This is a genomic window from Pseudomonas umsongensis (genome assembly GCF_012647205.1).
GTDB lineage: Bacteria > Pseudomonadota > Gammaproteobacteria > Pseudomonadales > Pseudomonadaceae > Aquipseudomonas > Aquipseudomonas umsongensis.
In genome coordinates this window covers 2,424,901-2,442,807 of record NZ_CP051487.1, presented here as the reverse complement: position 1 = coordinate 2,442,807, position 17,907 = coordinate 2,424,901, and the positions used below count along the sequence as shown (strand labels likewise).

Below are 17,907 nucleotides of genomic sequence, written 5' to 3'. Positions count from 1 at the left end.
ATGGATATGTACTCCGACAATAAATCTCACATATAGCTTCCTGTGACGCTTCGCATCACCGTTGCGCACGGCTCAATTAACGCGTCGTCAGTGGAACGCGGAGCGTCCCTGGCGGCATTCCCACGCAGAGCGTGGGAACGATCAAGAGCCAGTTGAGGGCATGCACTCAACCATAGAATTTCCCACAGGGATACGCGCCCTGCAGGAGCCGTCGCACGGATCAGAAATCGCGCTTATAAAAGATATCCAACGAACTGGCCACGCCACCCGCGGCCTCAAGGTAGACCTTCTTGCTCAACTTGTAGCGCAAGGCAATGGTGTTGGCCGGTTCGAACACACCGACGCCATAACGCAGGCTGAGCTTCTCGGAAAGGTTGCCGCTGGCGACCACGCTGGTGGCGTTGCCACTGCCCTCGGTGTCGAGCTGGAAATCCTCGATGCCCAGATTCTTCGCCAGGCCGCCGGTCACCCCGGAGCTGCCCATCAGGCCCAGGCCGAGCGCAGCCTGGGCGAGCATGTTGTTGTCCTCACCGTTGCTGCTCAGTGGACGCCCCAGCACCAGGTAGGACAGCGCCTGTTCCTGGGCCAGGGCCGGTTCCGAGAAAATCTGCGTGGTCGGTTGCTCGGCGCTGCCGCTCAAGCGGATGCCGGCGATCACATCGTCGGTCTGGCGGATCGCCTCGATGTCCAGGTACGGCTGGTCGATCGGACCTGCGAACAGCAACCGCGCCCGACGCACCGTGAGCCGCTGGCCGTAGGCGCGGTAACGGCCGTCGTTGAGCCATAGCTCACCACGGGTGTCCATGTTGTCACCGATGTGCACATGCCCCTGCACATTGGCAGTCAGGCCAAACCCTGCAAAGCTCAGCTTGTCTTCGCCGACCACCACATCGATGTCCATTTTCATCGCCAGGGGTGGTTTGCCCTCTTCGGTCTGCTGCCCGATGATCACCGTGTCATCGGACACCTTGACCGTCGATGGCGGCAATTCTCGAATGGTGATGTCACCCTTGGGCACCCGCACTTTGCCGGCGATGGCCAGTTCATCCCCCTTCATCGAGATTTTCAGGTCCGGGGCCACTTCGACCTTGGCGTAGGGTTCGACGCTGACCGGCAACTGCGAGCCCTTGAGCGCCAGGTCCACCACCAGCGCCTGGCCCCAGGCGACATTGCCATTCAGGCTGCCCTGCCCGGCCTTGCCGCTTTTCCAGTTGCCGTTGAGCTGCACGGATTCGCCCGCGATCAGCGCCTGCAATTGCAACGCTTGAATCTCCATCGGCAACTCGGCGCCGGAAACTTCACCATCGCTGAGCAACAGATTGCCATTGACCTGCGGCGCCAGCAGGCCACCGGAAATCGTGCCGCTGCCATTCAAGCGACCGGACAGCTTCTCGACCATGGGCACAAAGGGTCGCGCCACGGACACGTCCAGGCCATTCAAGCGGAACGTGCCGGTCATTGGCTTGTTCTTCGGCAACGGGTTGATCTGCGCCTGCACCCTCAATTCTCCGAGCTTGCCACCGACAAAATCCAGCTCGGTATCAATGCGCTTGGGCGTCAGCTGGCTGGTGAGTTTCAGCGTCTGGTAGGGGAAGTCCAGCCACTGATCTTTCTCGCGCACGCGCAACGTGCCGCCGCTGGCATCGATACTGATCACACCGTTCGGGCCGCTGGCCGGCAGGTCCAGTTGCACGTCGGCGTTGAGCCGGCCTTGCCATGCGAAATCCTTGGGCAACCACTGGGCGAGGCTGTCGATGGGGAATTGCTTGAGGTGGTAACGCAACTTCGGCTCGGGCATCAGGCGCTGGTCTTCACCGCACAGACTGGCCGGGCCAGATGCCCAGCAATGGGCGCCGAAATTGATTTTGCCGTCCGCCAGCCGTTCCAGTTTCGCCGGCCCCTGCAGCTTCCAGTCCTGGCCACCAGCCTGGATATCGCCGCTGGCCAGGCGTCCGCGCCAGTTGCCTTTGTCCAGTGCACCGTCGAGGCCAAGCGCGAGCTTGAGCTTGGGCCCTTGCAGGTCGAGGCTCAATTTCTGATTCTTGATGTCGCCCTGCCCGCTGGCTGTCAGCGTGCCCAGCGAGGTATCGCCCGCCTGGATGCCGCTGCCCTTGAGGTCGATTTTCGCCCGTTGCGCGCTGTCGAGTGTCGCATCGAGGTTCAGGCTTTGCAGGCGGTTGTCCTGGAAAGCCAATTGCGTGCCTTGCAGCCCGAGCTTGCCTTGCGGCGCCTTGAGCGTGCCGGCGACATCGACCCGGCCATTGATCTGGCCGCGCAATTGCGGCCACAGCTGGGCCAGTCGCGCCAGCTTGATGTCGATCTGCCCGGTGAGTTTCTGCTGCAGGCTGCCCTTGCCGTTGATGCTGTTGTCGCCGAGGCGAATCTGCAGGGCCTTGAGGTTCCATTGCTCGCCACTGCCATCGGCCTTGGCTTGCAGGACGGCTGGCTGCCCACGCAACTTGCCCTTCAGGTCCAGGTCGGCGCTCAGGCTGAGCGTTTCGTTCTTCATCTCGCCTTTGCTGCGCAACGGTCCGGCCAGGGTGCCCGGCAGTTCCGCGACCCAGTACGCCGGGTCGATCGCGGAAAGATCCAGCGCGGTATCCCAGGCGATGCCGTCGGCGAATTGCAGGTTCAGGTGCCCTTCGGCCTTGCCCTGCCCTGCGACGAGCTGGATCTGTTGCAGGTAGATTTTCGTCAGGTCGCCGGCAAACGGGCTGGTCAGGCTGAACGCCCCGGCCGGGCCATCCAGGGTCGCATCGAAGTGCCCCAGGTATTTGCCGTCGGTGTAGGAGACGTCACCGTTGAAGCTGCGCAGGGCCACTTGGGGTTCGTCGATCAGCGGGTAAAGACGGTGCCACGGGAAATCCAGCCAGGCGACTTTGGCATCAGCGCTCAGGCCCTTGCTCCAGTCCAACTGGCCGGTAAGCTTGAGACTTTGCTTGTCGTTGGCGGTCAGGTCCAGCGCGGCGATTTGCGCGCCGTTGGCGTCGACCTTGCCTTGCAGCGCCAGCCCGACCGGACCTTGCTCGGCAGGCAACGTGGCCTTGCCGACTAATTGATAACCGTTTTTCAGGTCACCGGCGCCGGTCAGTTCAAGCTGATTGAGTTGCAGGGCGTCTGGCAAGTCAGCGCTGGGTTTGAAGCCGTCAGCGGAGATACGCAAGGTGGCCGGCAGGTTTTCCACCAAGGGTTGCAGTTGGCCGGTCAGTTGGCCACTGAGATAGCCGCTGCTGTCGGCTTTCAGGTTAAGGGTCTTGAGCAGGTCACCGTCAATCTTCAGCGCCAGCGCCCAGGGTCCGCTGCCGGGTGCGGGCAGGGTGAGCTTGCCCTCGGCCTTGAGCGGCCAGTTGCCGGTCGGTTGCAGCAGGCCAGACAAGTGCAGGCTCAGCTCATCGCGCTGCAATTGCACTGAGTCGATCTGCAAGCCGTTGGCTGTCCAGTGTGCCGCCAGTTGTAAGCCCTTGAGTTGTTCGCTGCCGTTGAACAGCAGACTGCCAACCTGGATATCCCCCAGTTCGAGCGCCAGGGGCAGTTTCAAGTCAGGAAGACTGATCGGCCCACTGCTCTCCTCTTGCGCGTCGGGCGGCAATTGCAGGCTGACCCGATCAGCCTTTAATTGCCCGATGCATAAGGTCATGCGCGTCAGGCACAGCGGCGACCAGGCGAAGATGACCTTATCCAGTTCGACCCGGCTGGTGTCTTGCTGCCACAACACATGATCGGCGCTCCATTGCCCACCCAGGCGACCCTGGAAATTGTCCAGGCTCAAACCTGGCACGAACCCGAGCGCCCAGCGACTGCCCGTCGCCGTGCCCAGCACCGTGGCCACTGTCAAAACCACCAGCATCAGCATCGCCAGAACGGCCAGCAGCGTTATTTTCAAGCCACGCTTCACAGCTCGGGCCCCATGGAAAAGTGCAATCGAATGCCGCCATCGTCGTCCAGCGCATGGGCCAGGTCGAGGCGGATCGGCCCCACCGGAGAGATCCAGCGCACGCCGATACCGACCCCGGTCTTGAGGTTTGGCAGCTCAAGTGTATTAAAGGAGTTGCCCTGATCGACGAAGGTCGCAACGCGCCATTTTTCCGCAACGGAATACTGGTATTCGGCGCTGGCGGTGACCATGTAGCGCCCACCAATGCGATCACCCTGATTGTTCTCCGGGGACAGGCTTTGATAGTCGTACCCCCGCACGCTCTGATCGCCACCGGCGAAAAAGCGCAATGAAGGCGGGATCGACTTGTAGCCGTTGGTGGCACTGCCGCCGACCTGCACCCGGCCGAGCAAGCGGTGCTTGTCGAATACCGTGGTCAGGCCTTTGACCAGCGCGGTGCCGTACAGCAAGTTGTTATCCGAACCCAGGCCTTCCTTGGCAACCTTGCTTTCGAACTGCAGGCGATAACCGTTGTGCGGGTCGATGCGGTTGTCGCTTTTCAGGTACGAGTAGCTCACACCGGGCATCAGTAGCGTACTGAGGCCGGAATCGTCGCCGAGTCGGTATTCCTCGCGCTGCCACTTAAGCGAAACCACCCGTTGCCAGCCGCTGGGCAACTTGCTGTGCCACTCAGGCCCCACGGTCAGCAACTTGCTGAGGCTGTCCTTGTCGGCGATTTCTTCGTTCTGATAACCACCGGCGAAGCGCAGTTTGTCGGTCAGCGGCGGGTCCAGGGGAATGTCGTAGAACACCCCGACGTTTTGCCGCGGCGCCGAGATTTCGGTCTCCCAGCCATAACTGTGACCCTGTGGGTTGACCCAGTGCCGAGTCCAGTTGGCCTTCACCCGCGGGCCGACGTCGGTGGAGTAGCCAAGGCCTAGCCCCATGGTGCGTGGCTTGCGGGTTTCGAGCTTGACGTCCACCGGGATCACTTCGTCCTTGGACGCGGTCGGCGCTGCGTCGACCCGCACGCCTTCGAAATAGCCGCTTGATTGCAGCGCCTGGTTGAGTTCGGCGATCAGTTCGGAGTCATACGGCGTACCCGCCTTGAAGGGCACCATGCGCTGCAGCAGGTCTTCGTCGAACGGTGTGTCACCTTCGAAACTGACCTTGCCCAGCGAGTAGCGCGGGCCACTGTCGTAGACCAGCTCGATATCGGCCACGCCAGCGCGCGGGTCGACCGACAACTTCTGACGGGTGAAGTGGCCGCTGAAAAACCCATAGCGCGAGGCCTGGTTCTGGATCAGGCGCTTGGCGTCCTCGTACTGGCCGTGGTTGAGTACCGCACCGGTTTGCAGGGCATGGCTCTTGGGCACGCGAAAGGCCTTGAGGCTGGCCGCCGGGCCGTCGACGCGGATCGTGACGTTGCGCAAATGCACCGGCTCGCCGGGCTCGATGGTCAGCACCAGGCGCGGTGTCTTGCCCGCCTTCACTTCGCTGTCGATTTGCGGCTGGTAGTAACCCAAGGCCTGGGCAGCCTTGCGCGCCTGTTCCTCGGCGCCACGACTGAAGCGCAGCAAGGCCTCTTCGTCACGATCGCCGAGACTGCCAATATAGCCCTCTATATTGGCCTTCAGTGCATCGTTGGACGGTTTGATCCGCACATCCAATTCACTTTGCGCCAGCGCCGCGCAGCTGGTAATCAGCATCAGCACGCCACTGGTAATTCTTCCTGGAAACTTCATAGGCGCGGATGCTATCACGAGCGTGGAGCGTGATAGAGCCTGGCGTGCACGGAAAGTTCGACCTCAAGCTGTTGCGGTATGTAATACCTGCGGATTGGCGTGAAAAAACACGTGCTCGCGAATCGGCCCCACGGCGACCTCACCGATTTCTTCATAGCCCTGGCGCTTATAGAAGTCCAGGTAACGAGGGTTGCCGGTATCGAGAATCACACCCTGGGAATTTTCATCCACCGCGCACCAGTTATGCACCGCCTGCAGCAGCTGCTCACCAAAGTGCTTGCCCTGGAATTGTGGGTGAACCCCCAGCAACGGCAGCACGTGCACCGAGTCGTTCGGCACGCAGGCAGCGACGGCGTCGTGGTACTCAAGGTAGCGGCGGGTGCAGCGAAAACCGGTACTGAGCACCATGCGCAGGCGCCAGGCCCAACTTTCAGTCACACCCAGGCGCCGTTGCGGTGGCGCGATCAGGGCAATGCCGATCAGCCGGTCATTGACCAACAGGCCGATGGCCGGCAACTCCTGGAAAAAATGCTGCTTGACCAACTCGCGCACGGTGGCACGCACCCGTTGTTCATAGCCGGGACGCTCGGCTTCGAACAGATAGCTGAACGTCGGCTCGTGGCGATAGGCCTGGTATAGCAGCGAGCGGGCTTCACGGGAGTAACCACTGTCGAGCATGTGGATATCGGCAATGGCGGTCGAGGTTTCAGGCATGACGGTCGTTCTCCCTGGCGCAGCTCGCACGGCTGCGCTCTTGATGTTACGAGCTCATTTGGGCTGACGCAGTTCCTTGCTGATCGCAAATCAGTGTAGGCAATGAAATCCCGTTCGTCCCACCGCGCACTGGCTCCCGTTGCACATGTCAGCTAGCATCGCCTTTTTGCCAGGACTGCCGAGCATGAAGATCGTCTCCTTCAACATCAACGGGCTGCGCGCTCGCCCGCATCAGCTGGCGGCGCTGATCGAAAAGCATCAGCCCGATGTGATCGGGTTGCAGGAAACCAAGGTCCATGATGATCAGTTTCCACTCGAAGAAATCAAGGCTCTGGGCTACCACGTGTATTTCCATGGGCAGAAGGGTCACTACGGCGTCGCCCTGCTCTCCCGTCAGGAACCACTGGCACTGTACAAGGGCTTTGCCACTGATGAAGACGATGCTCAGCGACGCTTTATCTGGGGCACCTTTGCCGACGCCAATGGCGTGCCCGTGACCATCATGAACGGTTACTTCCCACAAGGAGAAAGCCGCGACCACCCGACCAAGTTCCCGGCCAAGCAGCGTTTCTACAGCGACCTGCAGGCGCTGCTGGAAAGCCAGTTCAAGAACGACCAGCCACTGGTGGTGATGGGCGACGTGAATATTTCCCCGGAAGACTGCGACATCGGCATCGGCCCGGACAACATGAAACGCTGGCTGAAAACCGGTAAGTGCAGCTTCCTGCCGGAAGAGCGCGAGTGGATGCTCAGGCTGAAAAACTGGGGCTTGGTGGACAGCTTCCGCCACCTCAACCCGGATGTTGCCGATCGCTTCAGCTGGTTCGACTACCGCAGCCGTGGCTTTGAAGACGAGCCCAAGCGCGGGCTGCGCATCGACCTGATCCTGGCGTCCCACGGGCTGCTGCCACGGATCAAGGACGCAGGCGTGGACTATGAACTGCGCGGCATGGAAAAACCTTCGGATCACGCGCCGATCTGGTTGGAGTTGAGTTAAAAACCGCTGCCTGTTTGATCGTTCCCACGCTCTGCGTGGGAACGATCAAAGCATGGGTGGCAGACAGAGCTGTCATCTTTCGGAAATCTTTCTGACTTATTCTCCCGGCACTTCCCTTGGTCTTGAAAGGTGCCGGCATGTCGCTACGCGGTTTGCTCCTGTTGATCCTCTGCACCTGGCTGCCGCTGTCGGTGGCGGCCAGCACCTTGCCGATTCCCGGGCAAGGTCCGGTGCTGCGTATCCAGGGCTCCAACACCATTGGCGCGGCACTGGGGCCGGCGCTGGTCGAAGGCCTGATGCATGAGCAGGGACTGCTCAAGGTGCACAGCGAAGCGACGGACCAGCCCAATGAATCACGTATCGTCGGTGAAACCGAACAAGGCCGCCGGGTCGAAGTGCAACTGGCGGCCCATGGCTCCAGTACCGGATTCAGCGCGCTGAAAGCGGCCAGTGCCGATCTCGCCGCCTCTTCCAGGCCGATCAAGGACAGCGAACTGGTCAACCTGCAACCCTTGGGCGACCTGAAAAGCGCCAACGCCGAACAAGTCATCGCCATCGACGGGCTGGCAATCATCCTCCATCCGCAAAACCCGATGAACACCCTCGACACCGAACAACTGGCGCGCATTTTCAGCGGTGAGGTGAAAACCTGGGAGGAGCTCGGTGGCCACGGCGGGGCCATCCATCTCTATGCGCGCGACGATCAGTCCGGCACCTACGATACGTTCAGGGAACTGGTGCTCAGTGGTCATGGCAAAACCCTGAGCGGCAACGCAAAACGATTCGAGTCCAGCGAACAATTGTCCGACGCAGTCAGCCAGGACCCGCACGGCATCGGCTTTATCGGCCTGCCCTACGTGCGCTCGGCCAAGGCCGTGGCAATTGCCGACGGCCAGTCCATGGCCATGCTGCCGCTCAACAGCCTGATTGCCACGGAAGACTACCCGCTGTCCCGACGCTTGTTTTTTTACCTGCCACCCAAGCGCTACAACCCTTGGGCCGAAGCACTGGTGGCCTTCGCGCAAAGTCAGAAAGGCCAGGCGATCGTCGCGGCCAACGGTTTCGTCGCCCAGACGATCCAGGCCATGAGCGTCACGCCGAATGCGTTGATGCCCGAGGGCTACCAGGCACTGAGCCGCCACGCCATGCGCCTGACAGTGAACTTTCGCTTTGAGGAAGGCAGCGCCAGCCTGGACAACAAGGCCCGACAGGACCTGTCACGGGTCCTCGACTATATGAAGCAGCACGAAAAGACCGATCGCCGGGTAACGCTGGTCGGGTTCGGCGATGCCAAGCTCGATCCGGCACGCGCCGACCTGCTGTCGAAGCTGCGGGCCATGGCGGTGCGCCGCGAACTGGTGAAAAGCGGCGTGGTACTGCGGGACATTCGCGGTTTTGGCGCCGAAATGCCGGTGGCGGCCAATAGCGAGGATGAAGGACGGATCAGGAATCGGCGGGTCGAGGTCTGGGTCTACTAAGGCTGCCAGGCCAGGTCCTCGCGCAAATCGAACCTGGCCCGAAACGCCATCAGCCGAGCAATTTCTCCAGTTGCGCCACGGTGTCGACGGCGCCCATGGTTTTGGCAGCATCCAGCGCGGTAATGCCATTGGCGTCCTTGGCTTTCGGGTCGGCGCCTTTGCTGATCAGGTAGTCGACGACTTCGACACGGTTGAACATCGCGGCCATCATCAACGCGGTGCGGCCGTCGAATGACGAGCCCTCGACCTGGGCACCGCCTTCGACCAGGGCCTTGATCACGGCCAGGTCGCCCTTGAATGCCGCGCCGGCAATCGGGCTCTGGCCGTTGTCGTTGCGGACTTCCGGATCAGCCTTGTGCTCAAGCAAGACTTTTACCGTGTCCACGTGGCCGTGGTAAGCGGCCAGCATCAGCAAGGTGTCGCCCTTGTGATTGCGCAGGTTCGGCGGCAGGCCCTTGCTCAGCAGCGCAGCCATCATGGCCGCATCACCCTCGCGCGCCTTGTTGAAGACCTGTTCGGCAAACTCGGCGGCTTCTTCGGGGGTCATCTGGCGGCTTTTGTCAGACATTGAACGCTCCACTTTCAGTTTTTCGCAAAGCCGATAGTTTCCCGACGGTGCTCGCCACTGTCACTTGTTTTTTCTGTTGCGCGGCCATAGCCCAATTCAATAACGCTTCTTTCAATAACGATGCTTGCCACCCTGGATGTCCGCCAGCACCTGCCCGGTGACCTGCACATAGGTCTGGGTGCCCGGCAACCAGGCGTAGATCGGGTCATCGCCGGTCCTGCCAGGGTCGAAGGCTTCGTCCTTGAGCCGGGTCTTCTGGTATTTGAAGGTCCCGGTGATTTCCATTTTCACCTTCACCCGCAGGAACAGCGGCACCGCGTAGGCCGGCAGGTGCTGTCGGGCGAACGCCAGCAGCTCGCCGAAGTCCAGGGTTGCCAGGGATTCCGCTGGCGTGATCGCCGCCATCCCGGCCCGGCCATTGGTGTTGCGCACCTCCACGCCATAGGCAACGGCCTCGGAAATGTTCGGGTGCTGCAGCAGGATGTTCTCGACCTCGGTGGTCGACACGTTTTCCCCCTTCCAGCGGTAAGTGTCGCCCAGGCGATCGACAAACTGTGCGTGACCGAAACCGATGTTGCGCAACAGGTCGCCGGTGTTGAGGTATCGATCGCCCTTGGCGAACACGTCATGCAGCACGACTTTTTCGGTGTTATGCGGATCGGTGTAACCATCGAGCGGCGCCTTGTCGTCGATCCTGGCCAGCAGCAACCCCTGCCCGCCTTTGCCGACCTTGCGCATGAACCCATTGGCGCCACGGATCGGCACACCGCTGTCGTGGTCATACTCGGCCAGTTCCCAGGACATCAGGGAAAAGCCCACGGTATTGTCGAAATTGAGGATGTTGGTGAAGCCGATGTTGCCGTCACTGGCGGCATACAACTCGCAGATGTGCCCGACCGCGAAGCGCGTCTTGAATTCGCCCCATGCGCCGGGACGCAATCCATTGCCGATCATCTTGGTCACGCCGTGTTTGCCGTCGTCGGCACTGGCAGGCTGGTCGACCAGGTAGCGGCACAGCTCCCCCACGTAGCCCAGGGTGGTCGCCCGGTACTTGCGTACATCGTTCCAGAACTGGCTGGCGCTGAACTTGCGGCGGATGGCAAACCCCGACGCCCCGCTGATGGCCGAGCCCCAACATACGCACAGGCCGGTGGCGTGATACAGCGGTAACGTGCAGTAGACGATGTCTTCAGGGTGCATATCCAATGCGATCATGCCGAAGCTTGCGCAACTGCGCATCCAGCGCCCGTGCTTGAAAACCCCGGCCTTGGGCAGCCCGGTGGTGCCCGAGGTATAGATGTAGAAACAAGGGTCGTCGAAAAAGATCTGCTGGCTACTGGCGGGATTGTCGCTGCAGGCATCGACGCTGGCTGTCATCAGGTTGACGAACCCGTCGGGCGCGATGCCGGGATGGCTGTAAGTGTCCTGGTCGGCGACGAACCAGGTACGCGCCATCTCGATCGGCACCCGCTCTCGGACCGCCAGGTAGGCCGGCACCAGTTCCGCACCGACAACGATGGCCGCCGGTGTCACCAGGTGCAGGCTATGGACCAGGGCATCGCGGGTTTGCGAGGTATTGAGCAAAGCACTGATGGCACCGACCTTGGCCACCGCCAGGATGGTCACCAGCAATTCCGGGCGGTTCTCGATGAAGACCGCCACCACGTCACCCTTGCCAATGCCTTGGGCAATCAGGTGGTGGGCGATGCGATTGGCCCAACGGTTGACCTGGGCATATGTCAGCTGCACCTCGCCGTACAGCAAGGCCGGGCCTTCGGGGTTACGCAGGGTAGCCTGCTCGAAGCTCCAGCCCAGGCCACACGCTTGGGTCGGCTCCTTGACGTTGGCGACCTTCATGCCCTTGACCACGCGAGGAATCGCTTTGGCAATGGAAGGCAGCTTGCGGAGCATCATGCCCCAGGTGATCGTGTCGTGCTGCGTGCGGCTCATGGCTGATCCCGTTGGCTCTTCTTATTGTCGGGCGGCATTGATTGACCCCGAAAATACGTCAACGGTTCTGCGGCTGTACACGCGGTTTTTGAAATGTTTTGTATCCGCGACACCCACGTTTGAAATCGTGAGCGCGCATAAGGCAAATGGTTCCATTGAAGCGCCGACGACCACGCAAAATGCAGGATGCACGATAGTCATTCATGCAGATTGCACGAAACCAAAAATCATCATCTTTTATATGTCATTGTTTTATATGATTATTTTAGAAAGCGACATACTGGCACAATCACTGCAACAGTCTCCCCATGCTTGCCATTCAAGAGCTAACGGAGCTGACAGACATGAGCCTCATCCAAGAAAAATTTTCCTCCTTGTTCTCCAACTTCGACGTCACCACCCAGGACCGTCCTGATGGCGGCATCCTGCTGACCCTGCGCTGCGAGGGTAGGGAATTCAAACGCTCGATCTCCTACCAGCAACTGCACAATGGCGATCAACTTTCGTGGGTCATCAGCGCCATTCGCCGCGACCTGGCCGAACAGGCTAGCGAGTTGCCACAAATCTCCCTGCTGCAAAGCCAGCAGCGCTTTGCCCTGCCGACCTATCATTCGCTGTAAGGTCGCGCCGCGGTAAACCAACAGGCCGTGCAAGCTTTCGCTTCACGGCCTGAGTTGTGTGGGCAGCCAACAGCTTTCAATCATCCATTCGCGGAAATCGCCCCGCGTTGTCGACGTCGGTGAAATTGGCCACCCAGGGTTGGCTGCTGGACAGACGAATCGCCACCACATAGGGCTGTTCGCCGATGTCCAGCCACTGCCGGGTGCCGGCCGGCAGCACAATCAGGTCGCCTTTCTCGCACAGCACGGCGTAGACATAGTCGTCGATGTATACAGACAACAATGCACTACCCGCGCTGAACAGCATGACTTCGGTTTCGTCCTGGCGGTGCTCGGCGAAGAAACTCGCGCGTATCGACTCTTTTTGCGGGTGATCGCGGTCGAGGCTGATCACATCGATCGCGCGCAGCCCGTGTTGGGTCATCAGTGTATCGATGGGCGCCTGGCAGGCGCTGATGACATCTTCGTGGCTGGCACCGGGGCGGATTTTCGCCGTGGCTTGCCAATGGTCGAAGCGTACGCCTTGCTCGGCGAGGGTCGAGGCAATGTCTTCGAAATGAGTCAGCACCTTGTTGGGTACGTCGGGACTGGAAACGTGATAAACGGACAGGCTGCTCATCAGGACAACTCCTTAAGGGTTCAAGAGGGAACGCGTGTCCTCTTGCATTCGTGTGGCAATGATAACGGCTGCGGCCAACGCGGCGAGGCTGGCAATACTAAAGGTTAAGGGGGCGCCAAGGGCCGTCCAGCTGTAACCGGAATACAGCGCGCCCATTGCGCCACCGGTGCCGGCCAGTGCGGCATAGAGCGCCTGGCCCTGCCCTTGCTGGCGTGGGCCGAAGCTGCGCTGCACGAACTGGATGGCCGCGGCATGAAAGCTGCCGAACGTCGCCGCGTGCAGCACCTGGGCAAACAACAGCACCCAGAGAAATTCGGCCAGCGAACCGAGCAATAGCCAACGCAACGCCGCCAGCAGAAAACTCGCCAGCAGCACGCGCCGTACCGAGAAACGCGCAAGAATGCGGCTCATCGCCATGAACATCAGCACTTCAGCGACCACGCCGACGGCCCAGAGCATGCCGATAACGCCCCGGCTGTAGCCCAGTCGTTCGAGGTGTAGCGTGAGAAAAGTGTAATAGGGCCCGTGGCTCATCTGCATCAGCGCTACGCAGGCGTAAAACGCCAACACCCCGGGGCTGCGCAGTTGCGCGAGGAAACCATCGCCGCTCAATCGCTCGCCCTGGACCGGCTGGGCGTTCGGCACCCACAGGCTGCTGAGCACGATCCCGGCCATGACCAGCACCAGCGCCGCCGGGTAAATGTCCAGGCTGAGCCATTCGAACAAGCGCCCCAGCGCGACCACGGTAATGATGAAACCAACCGAGCCCCACAGGCGAATCTGGCTGTAGCGGGAGGTCTGGCCTTGCAGGTGCGCTAGCGTGATGACTTCGAACTGCGGCAGCACCGCGTGCCAGAAGAACGCGTGCAAGGCCATGACCATCGCCAGCCAGGCGTAAGTCTGGCTGACGAAAATCAGCGAAAACGTCAGCAACGTGCACACGGCGCCGAAGCGCACGATGGCCAGGCGCCGCCCGGTGTAGTCGCCGAGCCAGCCCCAGATGTTCGGCGCTACGCAACGCATCAGCATCGGGATGGCCACCAGTTCGCCGATGCGCGCCGCGGAGAATCCCAGGTGATCGAAGTACAGCGCCAGAAAAGGCGCTGTCGAACCGAGCAGGGCGAAGTAAAACAGATAGAAGCTGGACAGCCGCCAGTACGGGAGCGCCGTCACCGCTGGCTTAGATCTGGCCCAACACCGGCGTGCTCACACGTACATCGGCGTTCTGGCCACGGTGACGCAGCAGGTGGTCCATGAGCACGATGGCCATCATGGCTTCGGCGATCGGCGTGGCACGGATGCCGACGCAGGGATCGTGGCGGCCTTTGGTGATGACGTCCACCGGGTTGCCATGGATATCGATGGAACGGCCCGGCGTGGTGATGCTGGACGTTGGCTTCAACGCCAGGTGCGCGACGATCGGTTGGCCGGACGAGATGCCGCCGAGAATGCCGCCCGCGTTATTGCTGAGGAAACCTTGCGGGGTCATTTCATCGCGGTGCTCGGTGCCACGCTGGGCGACGCTGGCGAAACCGGCGCCGATTTCCACGCCCTTGACCGCGTTGATGCTCATCAGCGCATGGGCCAGCTCCGCATCGAGACGGTCGAAAATCGGCTCGCCCAGGCCTGGCATCACGCCTTCGGCGACCACGGTGATCTTCGCGCCGACCGAATCCTGGTCGCGGCGCAACTGGTCCATATAGGCTTCCAGTTCCGGCACTTTGTCCGGATCGGCACTGAAAAACGCGTTCTGCTCCACCGAGTCCCAGGTCTTGAACGGAATTTCAATCGGGCCAAGCTGGCTCATGTAGCCGCGAATGACGATGCCCTGGGTCGCCAGGTACTTCTTGGCAATCGCACCCGCAGCCACGCGCATCGCGGTTTCCCGGGCCGAACTGCGGCCGCCGCCGCGATAGTCGCGTTCGCCGTATTTGTGGTGGTAGGTGTAGTCGGCATGGGCCGGACGGAACAAGTCCTTGATCGCCGAGTAGTCCTTGGACTTCTGATCGGTGTTGCGGATCAGCAGGCCAATGGCGCAGCCGGTGGTGCGACCTTCGAATACCCCCGAGAGGATTTCGACTTCGTCGGCTTCCTGGCGCTGGGTGGTGTGACGGCTGGTGCCGGGCTTGCGGCGATCCAGGTCGCGCTGCAGGTCCTCCAGGGAAATCTCCAGCCCCGGCGGGCAGCCATCGACAATGGCGACCAACGCCGGGCCATGGCTTTCGCCAGCGGTGGTGACAGTGAATAGCTTGCCGTAGGTATTGCCGGACATGCAGGACGCTCCGTGAAATGAACCTGAATACGTAATGCGCGCCAGTATACGCAGGCTATCCAACTAGTTCATCCTCGAACCTTATGGTTGCCTGCGAGTCCAACCGGCACCCTTTGATGATGGCCCGACAATGCTGCGAGTTCTTGCCTTGAGCCTTACCCTGATTTCCGGCTTCGCCCAGGCCACTGTCCTGCAGCGGCCAATCTCCCTGGACACCGGCACCGGCGAGCTTTTCGGCTCGCTGCTGCTGCCTAAATCCGACACCCCGGTGCCTGTTGTCCTGATCATTTCCGGTTCCGGCCCGACCGATCGTGACGGCAACAACCCCGAAGGCGGGCGCAATGACAGCCTCAAGCGCCTGGCCTGGGTGCTGGCCAAACACAACATCGCCAGCGTGCGCTACGACAAGCGCGGCGTCGCGGCGAGCCTGGCGGCCACCCCCGACGAACGCAACTTGTCGGTGGAAGCCTATGTGGCCGACACCGAAGCCTGGGGGCGAAAACTCAAGACCGATCCGCGCTTCGGCCAGCTGATCCTGTTGGGCCACAGCGAAGGGGCCTTGATCGCCAGCCTCGCGGCGCCCAGCGTCGATGCGGCGGCGGTGATTTCCGTGTCCGGCAGCGCCCGACCGATCGACCAGGTCCTGCGCCAGCAACTGGGCAATCGCCTGCCTCCTCTGCTGATGTTGCGCAGCAATGAGCTGCTCGACAGTCTCAAGGCCGGGAAAACCGACGACAACGTGCCACCGCAACTGCAAGTGATATTCCGTCCGAGTGTGCAGCCGTACCTGATTTCGCTGTTCCGCCAGGACCCCGCCGCTGCATTCGCGAAGTTGAAAATGCCGGCACTGATCATCCAGGGCAGCAATGACATCCAGGTTGGAGTCAATGACGCCAAACTGCTCAAGGCGGCCAAACCGGACGCCGAACTGGCGCTGATCGAAGGCATGAACCACGTGATGCGCATCGTGCCCAACGACGTCAAACGCCAGTTGGCCTCCTACAAGGATCCGAATTTGCCACTGGCGGCGGAGCTGGGCGCGCGCATCCTCGGATTCATTGACGGGCTTCGCTCCAGCTAATTTGCTCTCCAGTCTTGTCGAAAACGGCCGATAAGCCTTTGTCGCCAGCGTACTGGCTGGCGGCAGTCGAGCTTGGACAGGATCTCGCCGTTATGACCGATACCCAGACTTCACCCGACACTACCGCTGAAAAAGACGTACCGCCAGCGGTCGAGCTGCCTTGGGCGGACGTCCACGTCGAGCACCACAAGATGCTCCGTCTGGCGCCGCTGCAGACGGACCGAAATACCGGTGGCCGGCCCCTGCGCTTTGTCGAATTCGGCTACGCCGAGCGCAACGACAAGCTGCGCAGCCTGATGCGCATGAGCATCTCCCTGCCTGGCCAACGCGTACGCAAGGAACAGAATCATTTGGACGTATGGGTCGACCACGCGGAAAAACGCGTGCATTTCGGCCCCGACAGCGGCCTGCAAATCGAACCACTGAACCGCGGCATCGGCCGCTTCATGGCCGCCCACGGCATCAACTGGGCGAAAAAAAGATGGCCTGGCTACACCGTCGACGGCACCGACCTCAACAACAAGGACGCGCTGAACGAAGACACGCGCCTGCGTCGCGATCACTTTTTGCGGGTGCACGGGTTCGACGTGGTCTATGCCGATGCCCAGCATTTGAAGGGCAGCGTCAAGGAGGTCAGGGTCGGCGACCTGTTGAGTGACTGGAACACCGAGAAAGTCCAAGTCGTGGAAATTCTCGAGGCGGCGCAGATGCTCCAGCAAGCCGAACAGAACCTGGCCGAGCAGGAAGTCAAACTCAAGAAACACGAGGAGAAGGTCAGCAAATACAAGCGTGAAGACGCCGGTTTGCGCTTCACCATTACGTGTTTGGTGGCGTTTGCGGTGTTTCAGGCGGGGTTACTGATCTGGATTGCTACGCACCGGTAGCGGCTGATCGTTCCCACGCAGAGCGTGGGAACGATCTGAGTGCAGGTCAGACGCGGGAGGCGAACAGGGCCTGATGATCGCGGCACTGCTCAGCCGTCAGCATGAACACGCCATGCCCGCCACGCTCGAAGTCCAGCCAGGCGAAGTCGACCTCCGGGTACAACGTCTCGACGTGCACCTGGCTATTACCTACCTCGACAATCAACAAGCCCTTCTCGGTCAGGTGATCCGCCGCTTCGGCGAGCATGCGGCGCACCAGGTTCAAGCCGTCATCGCCACAGGCCAGGCCCAGTTCCGGTTCGTGCTGGTATTCGTCCGGCATGTCGGCGAAATCCTCGGCATCGACGTACGGCGGGTTCGACACGATCAGGTCGAAGCGCTGCCCTGGCAAGCCATCGAAACCATCGCCTTGCACGGTGTAGACACGCTCGTCGACTCCGTGGCGCTCGATGTTCTGGTTCGCCACCTCCAGCGCTTCGAAGGACAGGTCGGCCAGCACCACTTCAGCGTTCTGGAACTCGTAGGCGCAAGCGATACCGATGCAGCCGGAGCCGGTGCACAGGTCGAGAATTCGCGCAGGCTCGGTGCCCAGCCAGGGTGTGAACCGGTTTTCGATCAGTTCGCCAATCGGTGAGCGAGGAATCAATACGCGCTCATCGACGATGAACGACATGCCACAGAACCAGGCTTCACCCAACAGATAGGCGGTCGGCACGCGGTCTTCGATCCGGCGCTTGAGCAGGTTCTGCAGGTGCGCCACTTCGTCTTCTTCCAGATTGCAGTCCAGGTAACTGTCGGAGATTTCCCACGGCAAGTGCAGCGCACCCAACACCAATTGACGGGCTTCGTCCCAGGCGTTGTCGGTCCCATGGCCGAAAAACAGATCCTCCCCATGGAAGCGGCTGACGGCCCAACGGATATGGTCACGCAGGGTACGAAGGCGGGAAGTGATCACGACGGTAAACTCCAGAAAAATCGACGGGCGATTCTACCAGTCAAACGGCGTCCCGACGACGCAGGAAATACACCGGGACAAATGTAGGAATTATCTGGTTTTATCGCCGGCTATTGAACAAAACTCAATACTTGACAACGCTGTAAGCCA

The 17,907-nt window shown here is 61.0% G+C and carries 13 protein-coding genes and 1 pseudogene; 5 read left to right on the top strand and 9 right to left on the bottom strand.

The features are described 5' to 3' along the window. Positions 1-220 precede the first annotated feature (220 nt). The 3 genes from HGP31_RS10930 to HGP31_RS10920 all read right to left on the bottom strand — a co-directional run bounded on the left by HGP31_RS10930 (position 221) and on the right by HGP31_RS10920 (position 6,333). On the bottom strand, positions 221-3,895 hold the full coding sequence (locus tag HGP31_RS10930; RefSeq protein WP_168757675.1) for a translocation/assembly module TamB domain-containing protein: 3,675 nt from the start codon (positions 3,893-3,895) through the stop codon (positions 221-223). Next, positions 3,892-5,619: an autotransporter assembly complex protein TamA gene (locus HGP31_RS10925; RefSeq protein ID WP_083348704.1), complete on the bottom strand. Its 1,728-nt coding sequence runs from the start codon at positions 5,617-5,619 to the stop codon at positions 3,892-3,894. Before HGP31_RS10925 ends, HGP31_RS10930 begins: the two co-directional genes overlap by 4 nt. A 63-nt stretch (positions 5,620-5,682) precedes the next feature. Further along, positions 5,683-6,333, bottom strand: a complete 651-nt coding sequence (locus HGP31_RS10920; RefSeq protein ID WP_008057251.1) for a GNAT family N-acetyltransferase — start codon at positions 6,331-6,333, stop codon at positions 5,683-5,685. A 184-nt stretch (positions 6,334-6,517) separates the two neighbouring features. On the opposite strand from HGP31_RS10920, the gene xthA reads away from it, so the two are divergent. Continuing rightward, complete coding sequence (gene xthA, locus HGP31_RS10915; protein ID WP_020800046.1) at positions 6,518-7,330, top strand: exodeoxyribonuclease III; 813 nt, start codon at positions 6,518-6,520, stop codon at positions 7,328-7,330. Positions 7,331-7,467: 137 nt separating this feature from the next. Further along, positions 7,468-8,808, top strand: a complete 1,341-nt coding sequence (locus HGP31_RS10910; protein WP_168757674.1) for a phosphate ABC transporter substrate-binding/OmpA family protein — start codon at positions 7,468-7,470, stop codon at positions 8,806-8,808. A 49-nt stretch (positions 8,809-8,857) separates the two neighbouring features. On the opposite strand, the gene HGP31_RS10905 is transcribed toward HGP31_RS10910, so the two are convergent. Together HGP31_RS10905 and HGP31_RS10900 are read right to left on the bottom strand one after the other, a co-directional pair. Continuing rightward, positions 8,858-9,376, bottom strand: a complete 519-nt coding sequence (locus HGP31_RS10905) for an ankyrin repeat domain-containing protein (RefSeq protein WP_168757673.1) — start codon at positions 9,374-9,376, stop codon at positions 8,858-8,860. A gap of 111 nt (positions 9,377-9,487) precedes the next feature. After that, on the bottom strand, positions 9,488-11,326 hold the full coding sequence (locus HGP31_RS10900; RefSeq protein ID WP_168757672.1) for a long-chain-acyl-CoA synthetase: 1,839 nt from the start codon (positions 11,324-11,326) through the stop codon (positions 9,488-9,490). 344 nt (positions 11,327-11,670) lie between these two features. Between HGP31_RS10900 and HGP31_RS10895 the strand changes: the two genes are divergently transcribed. Continuing rightward, complete coding sequence (locus HGP31_RS10895; protein WP_020800042.1) at positions 11,671-11,946, top strand: DUF3509 domain-containing protein; 276 nt, start codon at positions 11,671-11,673, stop codon at positions 11,944-11,946. 76 nt (positions 11,947-12,022) lie between these two features. Here HGP31_RS10895 and HGP31_RS10890 read toward each other — a convergent pair whose 3' ends face one another. The 3 genes from HGP31_RS10890 to aroC are packed head-to-tail and all read right to left on the bottom strand — an operon-like array spanning position 12,023 to position 14,837. Continuing rightward, positions 12,023-12,565 (bottom strand): hypothetical protein, encoded by a 543-nt coding sequence (locus tag HGP31_RS10890; protein WP_020800041.1) that lies wholly within the window; start codon positions 12,563-12,565, stop codon positions 12,023-12,025. 12 nt (positions 12,566-12,577) lie between these two features. Continuing rightward, the gene (locus HGP31_RS10885) at positions 12,578-13,738 is read right to left on the bottom strand and encodes an MFS transporter (protein ID WP_020800040.1); all 1,161 of its coding nucleotides are present in this window, start codon (positions 13,736-13,738) and stop codon (positions 12,578-12,580) included. A 7-nt stretch (positions 13,739-13,745) separates the two neighbouring features. Next, complete coding sequence (gene aroC / locus HGP31_RS10880; protein WP_020800039.1) at positions 13,746-14,837, bottom strand: chorismate synthase; 1,092 nt, start codon at positions 14,835-14,837, stop codon at positions 13,746-13,748. Positions 14,838-14,920: 83 nt separating this feature from the next. On the opposite strand from aroC, the pseudogene HGP31_RS10875 reads away from it, so the two are divergent. Together HGP31_RS10875 and HGP31_RS10870 are read left to right on the top strand one after the other, a co-directional pair. Next, positions 14,921-15,918, top strand: a pseudogene (locus HGP31_RS10875) (alpha/beta hydrolase). Positions 15,919-16,010: 92 nt separating this feature from the next. Continuing rightward, entirely contained in the window at positions 16,011-16,802 is a 792-nt protein-coding gene (locus HGP31_RS10870) for a hypothetical protein (protein ID WP_020800037.1), read from the top strand. A gap of 46 nt (positions 16,803-16,848) precedes the next feature. Here HGP31_RS10870 and prmB read toward each other — a convergent pair whose 3' ends face one another. Further along, on the bottom strand, positions 16,849-17,757 hold the full coding sequence (gene prmB / locus HGP31_RS10865) for a 50S ribosomal protein L3 N(5)-glutamine methyltransferase (RefSeq protein ID WP_020800036.1): 909 nt from the start codon (positions 17,755-17,757) through the stop codon (positions 16,849-16,851). Positions 17,758-17,907: the final 150 nt, after the last annotated feature.

Excerpts from the sequence above, each read along its gene's own strand:
- HGP31_RS10870 (WP_020800037.1), top strand. The coding sequence starts at position 16,011 with ATGACCGATACCCAGACTTCACCCGACACTACCGCTGAAAAAGACGTA.
- aroC (WP_020800039.1), bottom strand. The coding sequence starts at position 14,837 with ATGTCCGGCAATACCTACGGCAAGCTATTCACTGTCACCACCGCTGGC.
- HGP31_RS10910 (WP_168757674.1), top strand. The coding sequence starts at position 7,468 with ATGTCGCTACGCGGTTTGCTCCTGTTGATCCTCTGCACCTGGCTGCCG.
- HGP31_RS10925 (WP_083348704.1), bottom strand. The coding sequence starts at position 5,619 with ATGAAGTTTCCAGGAAGAATTACCAGTGGCGTGCTGATGCTGATTACC.
- HGP31_RS10905 (WP_168757673.1), bottom strand. The coding sequence starts at position 9,376 with ATGTCTGACAAAAGCCGCCAGATGACCCCCGAAGAAGCCGCCGAGTTT.
- HGP31_RS10895 (WP_020800042.1), top strand. The coding sequence starts at position 11,671 with ATGAGCCTCATCCAAGAAAAATTTTCCTCCTTGTTCTCCAACTTCGAC.
- xthA (WP_020800046.1), top strand. The coding sequence starts at position 6,518 with ATGAAGATCGTCTCCTTCAACATCAACGGGCTGCGCGCTCGCCCGCAT.
- HGP31_RS10900 (WP_168757672.1), bottom strand. The coding sequence starts at position 11,326 with ATGAGCCGCACGCAGCACGACACGATCACCTGGGGCATGATGCTCCGC.
- HGP31_RS10890 (WP_020800041.1), bottom strand. The coding sequence starts at position 12,565 with ATGAGCAGCCTGTCCGTTTATCACGTTTCCAGTCCCGACGTACCCAAC.
- HGP31_RS10920 (WP_008057251.1), bottom strand. The coding sequence starts at position 6,333 with ATGCCTGAAACCTCGACCGCCATTGCCGATATCCACATGCTCGACAGT.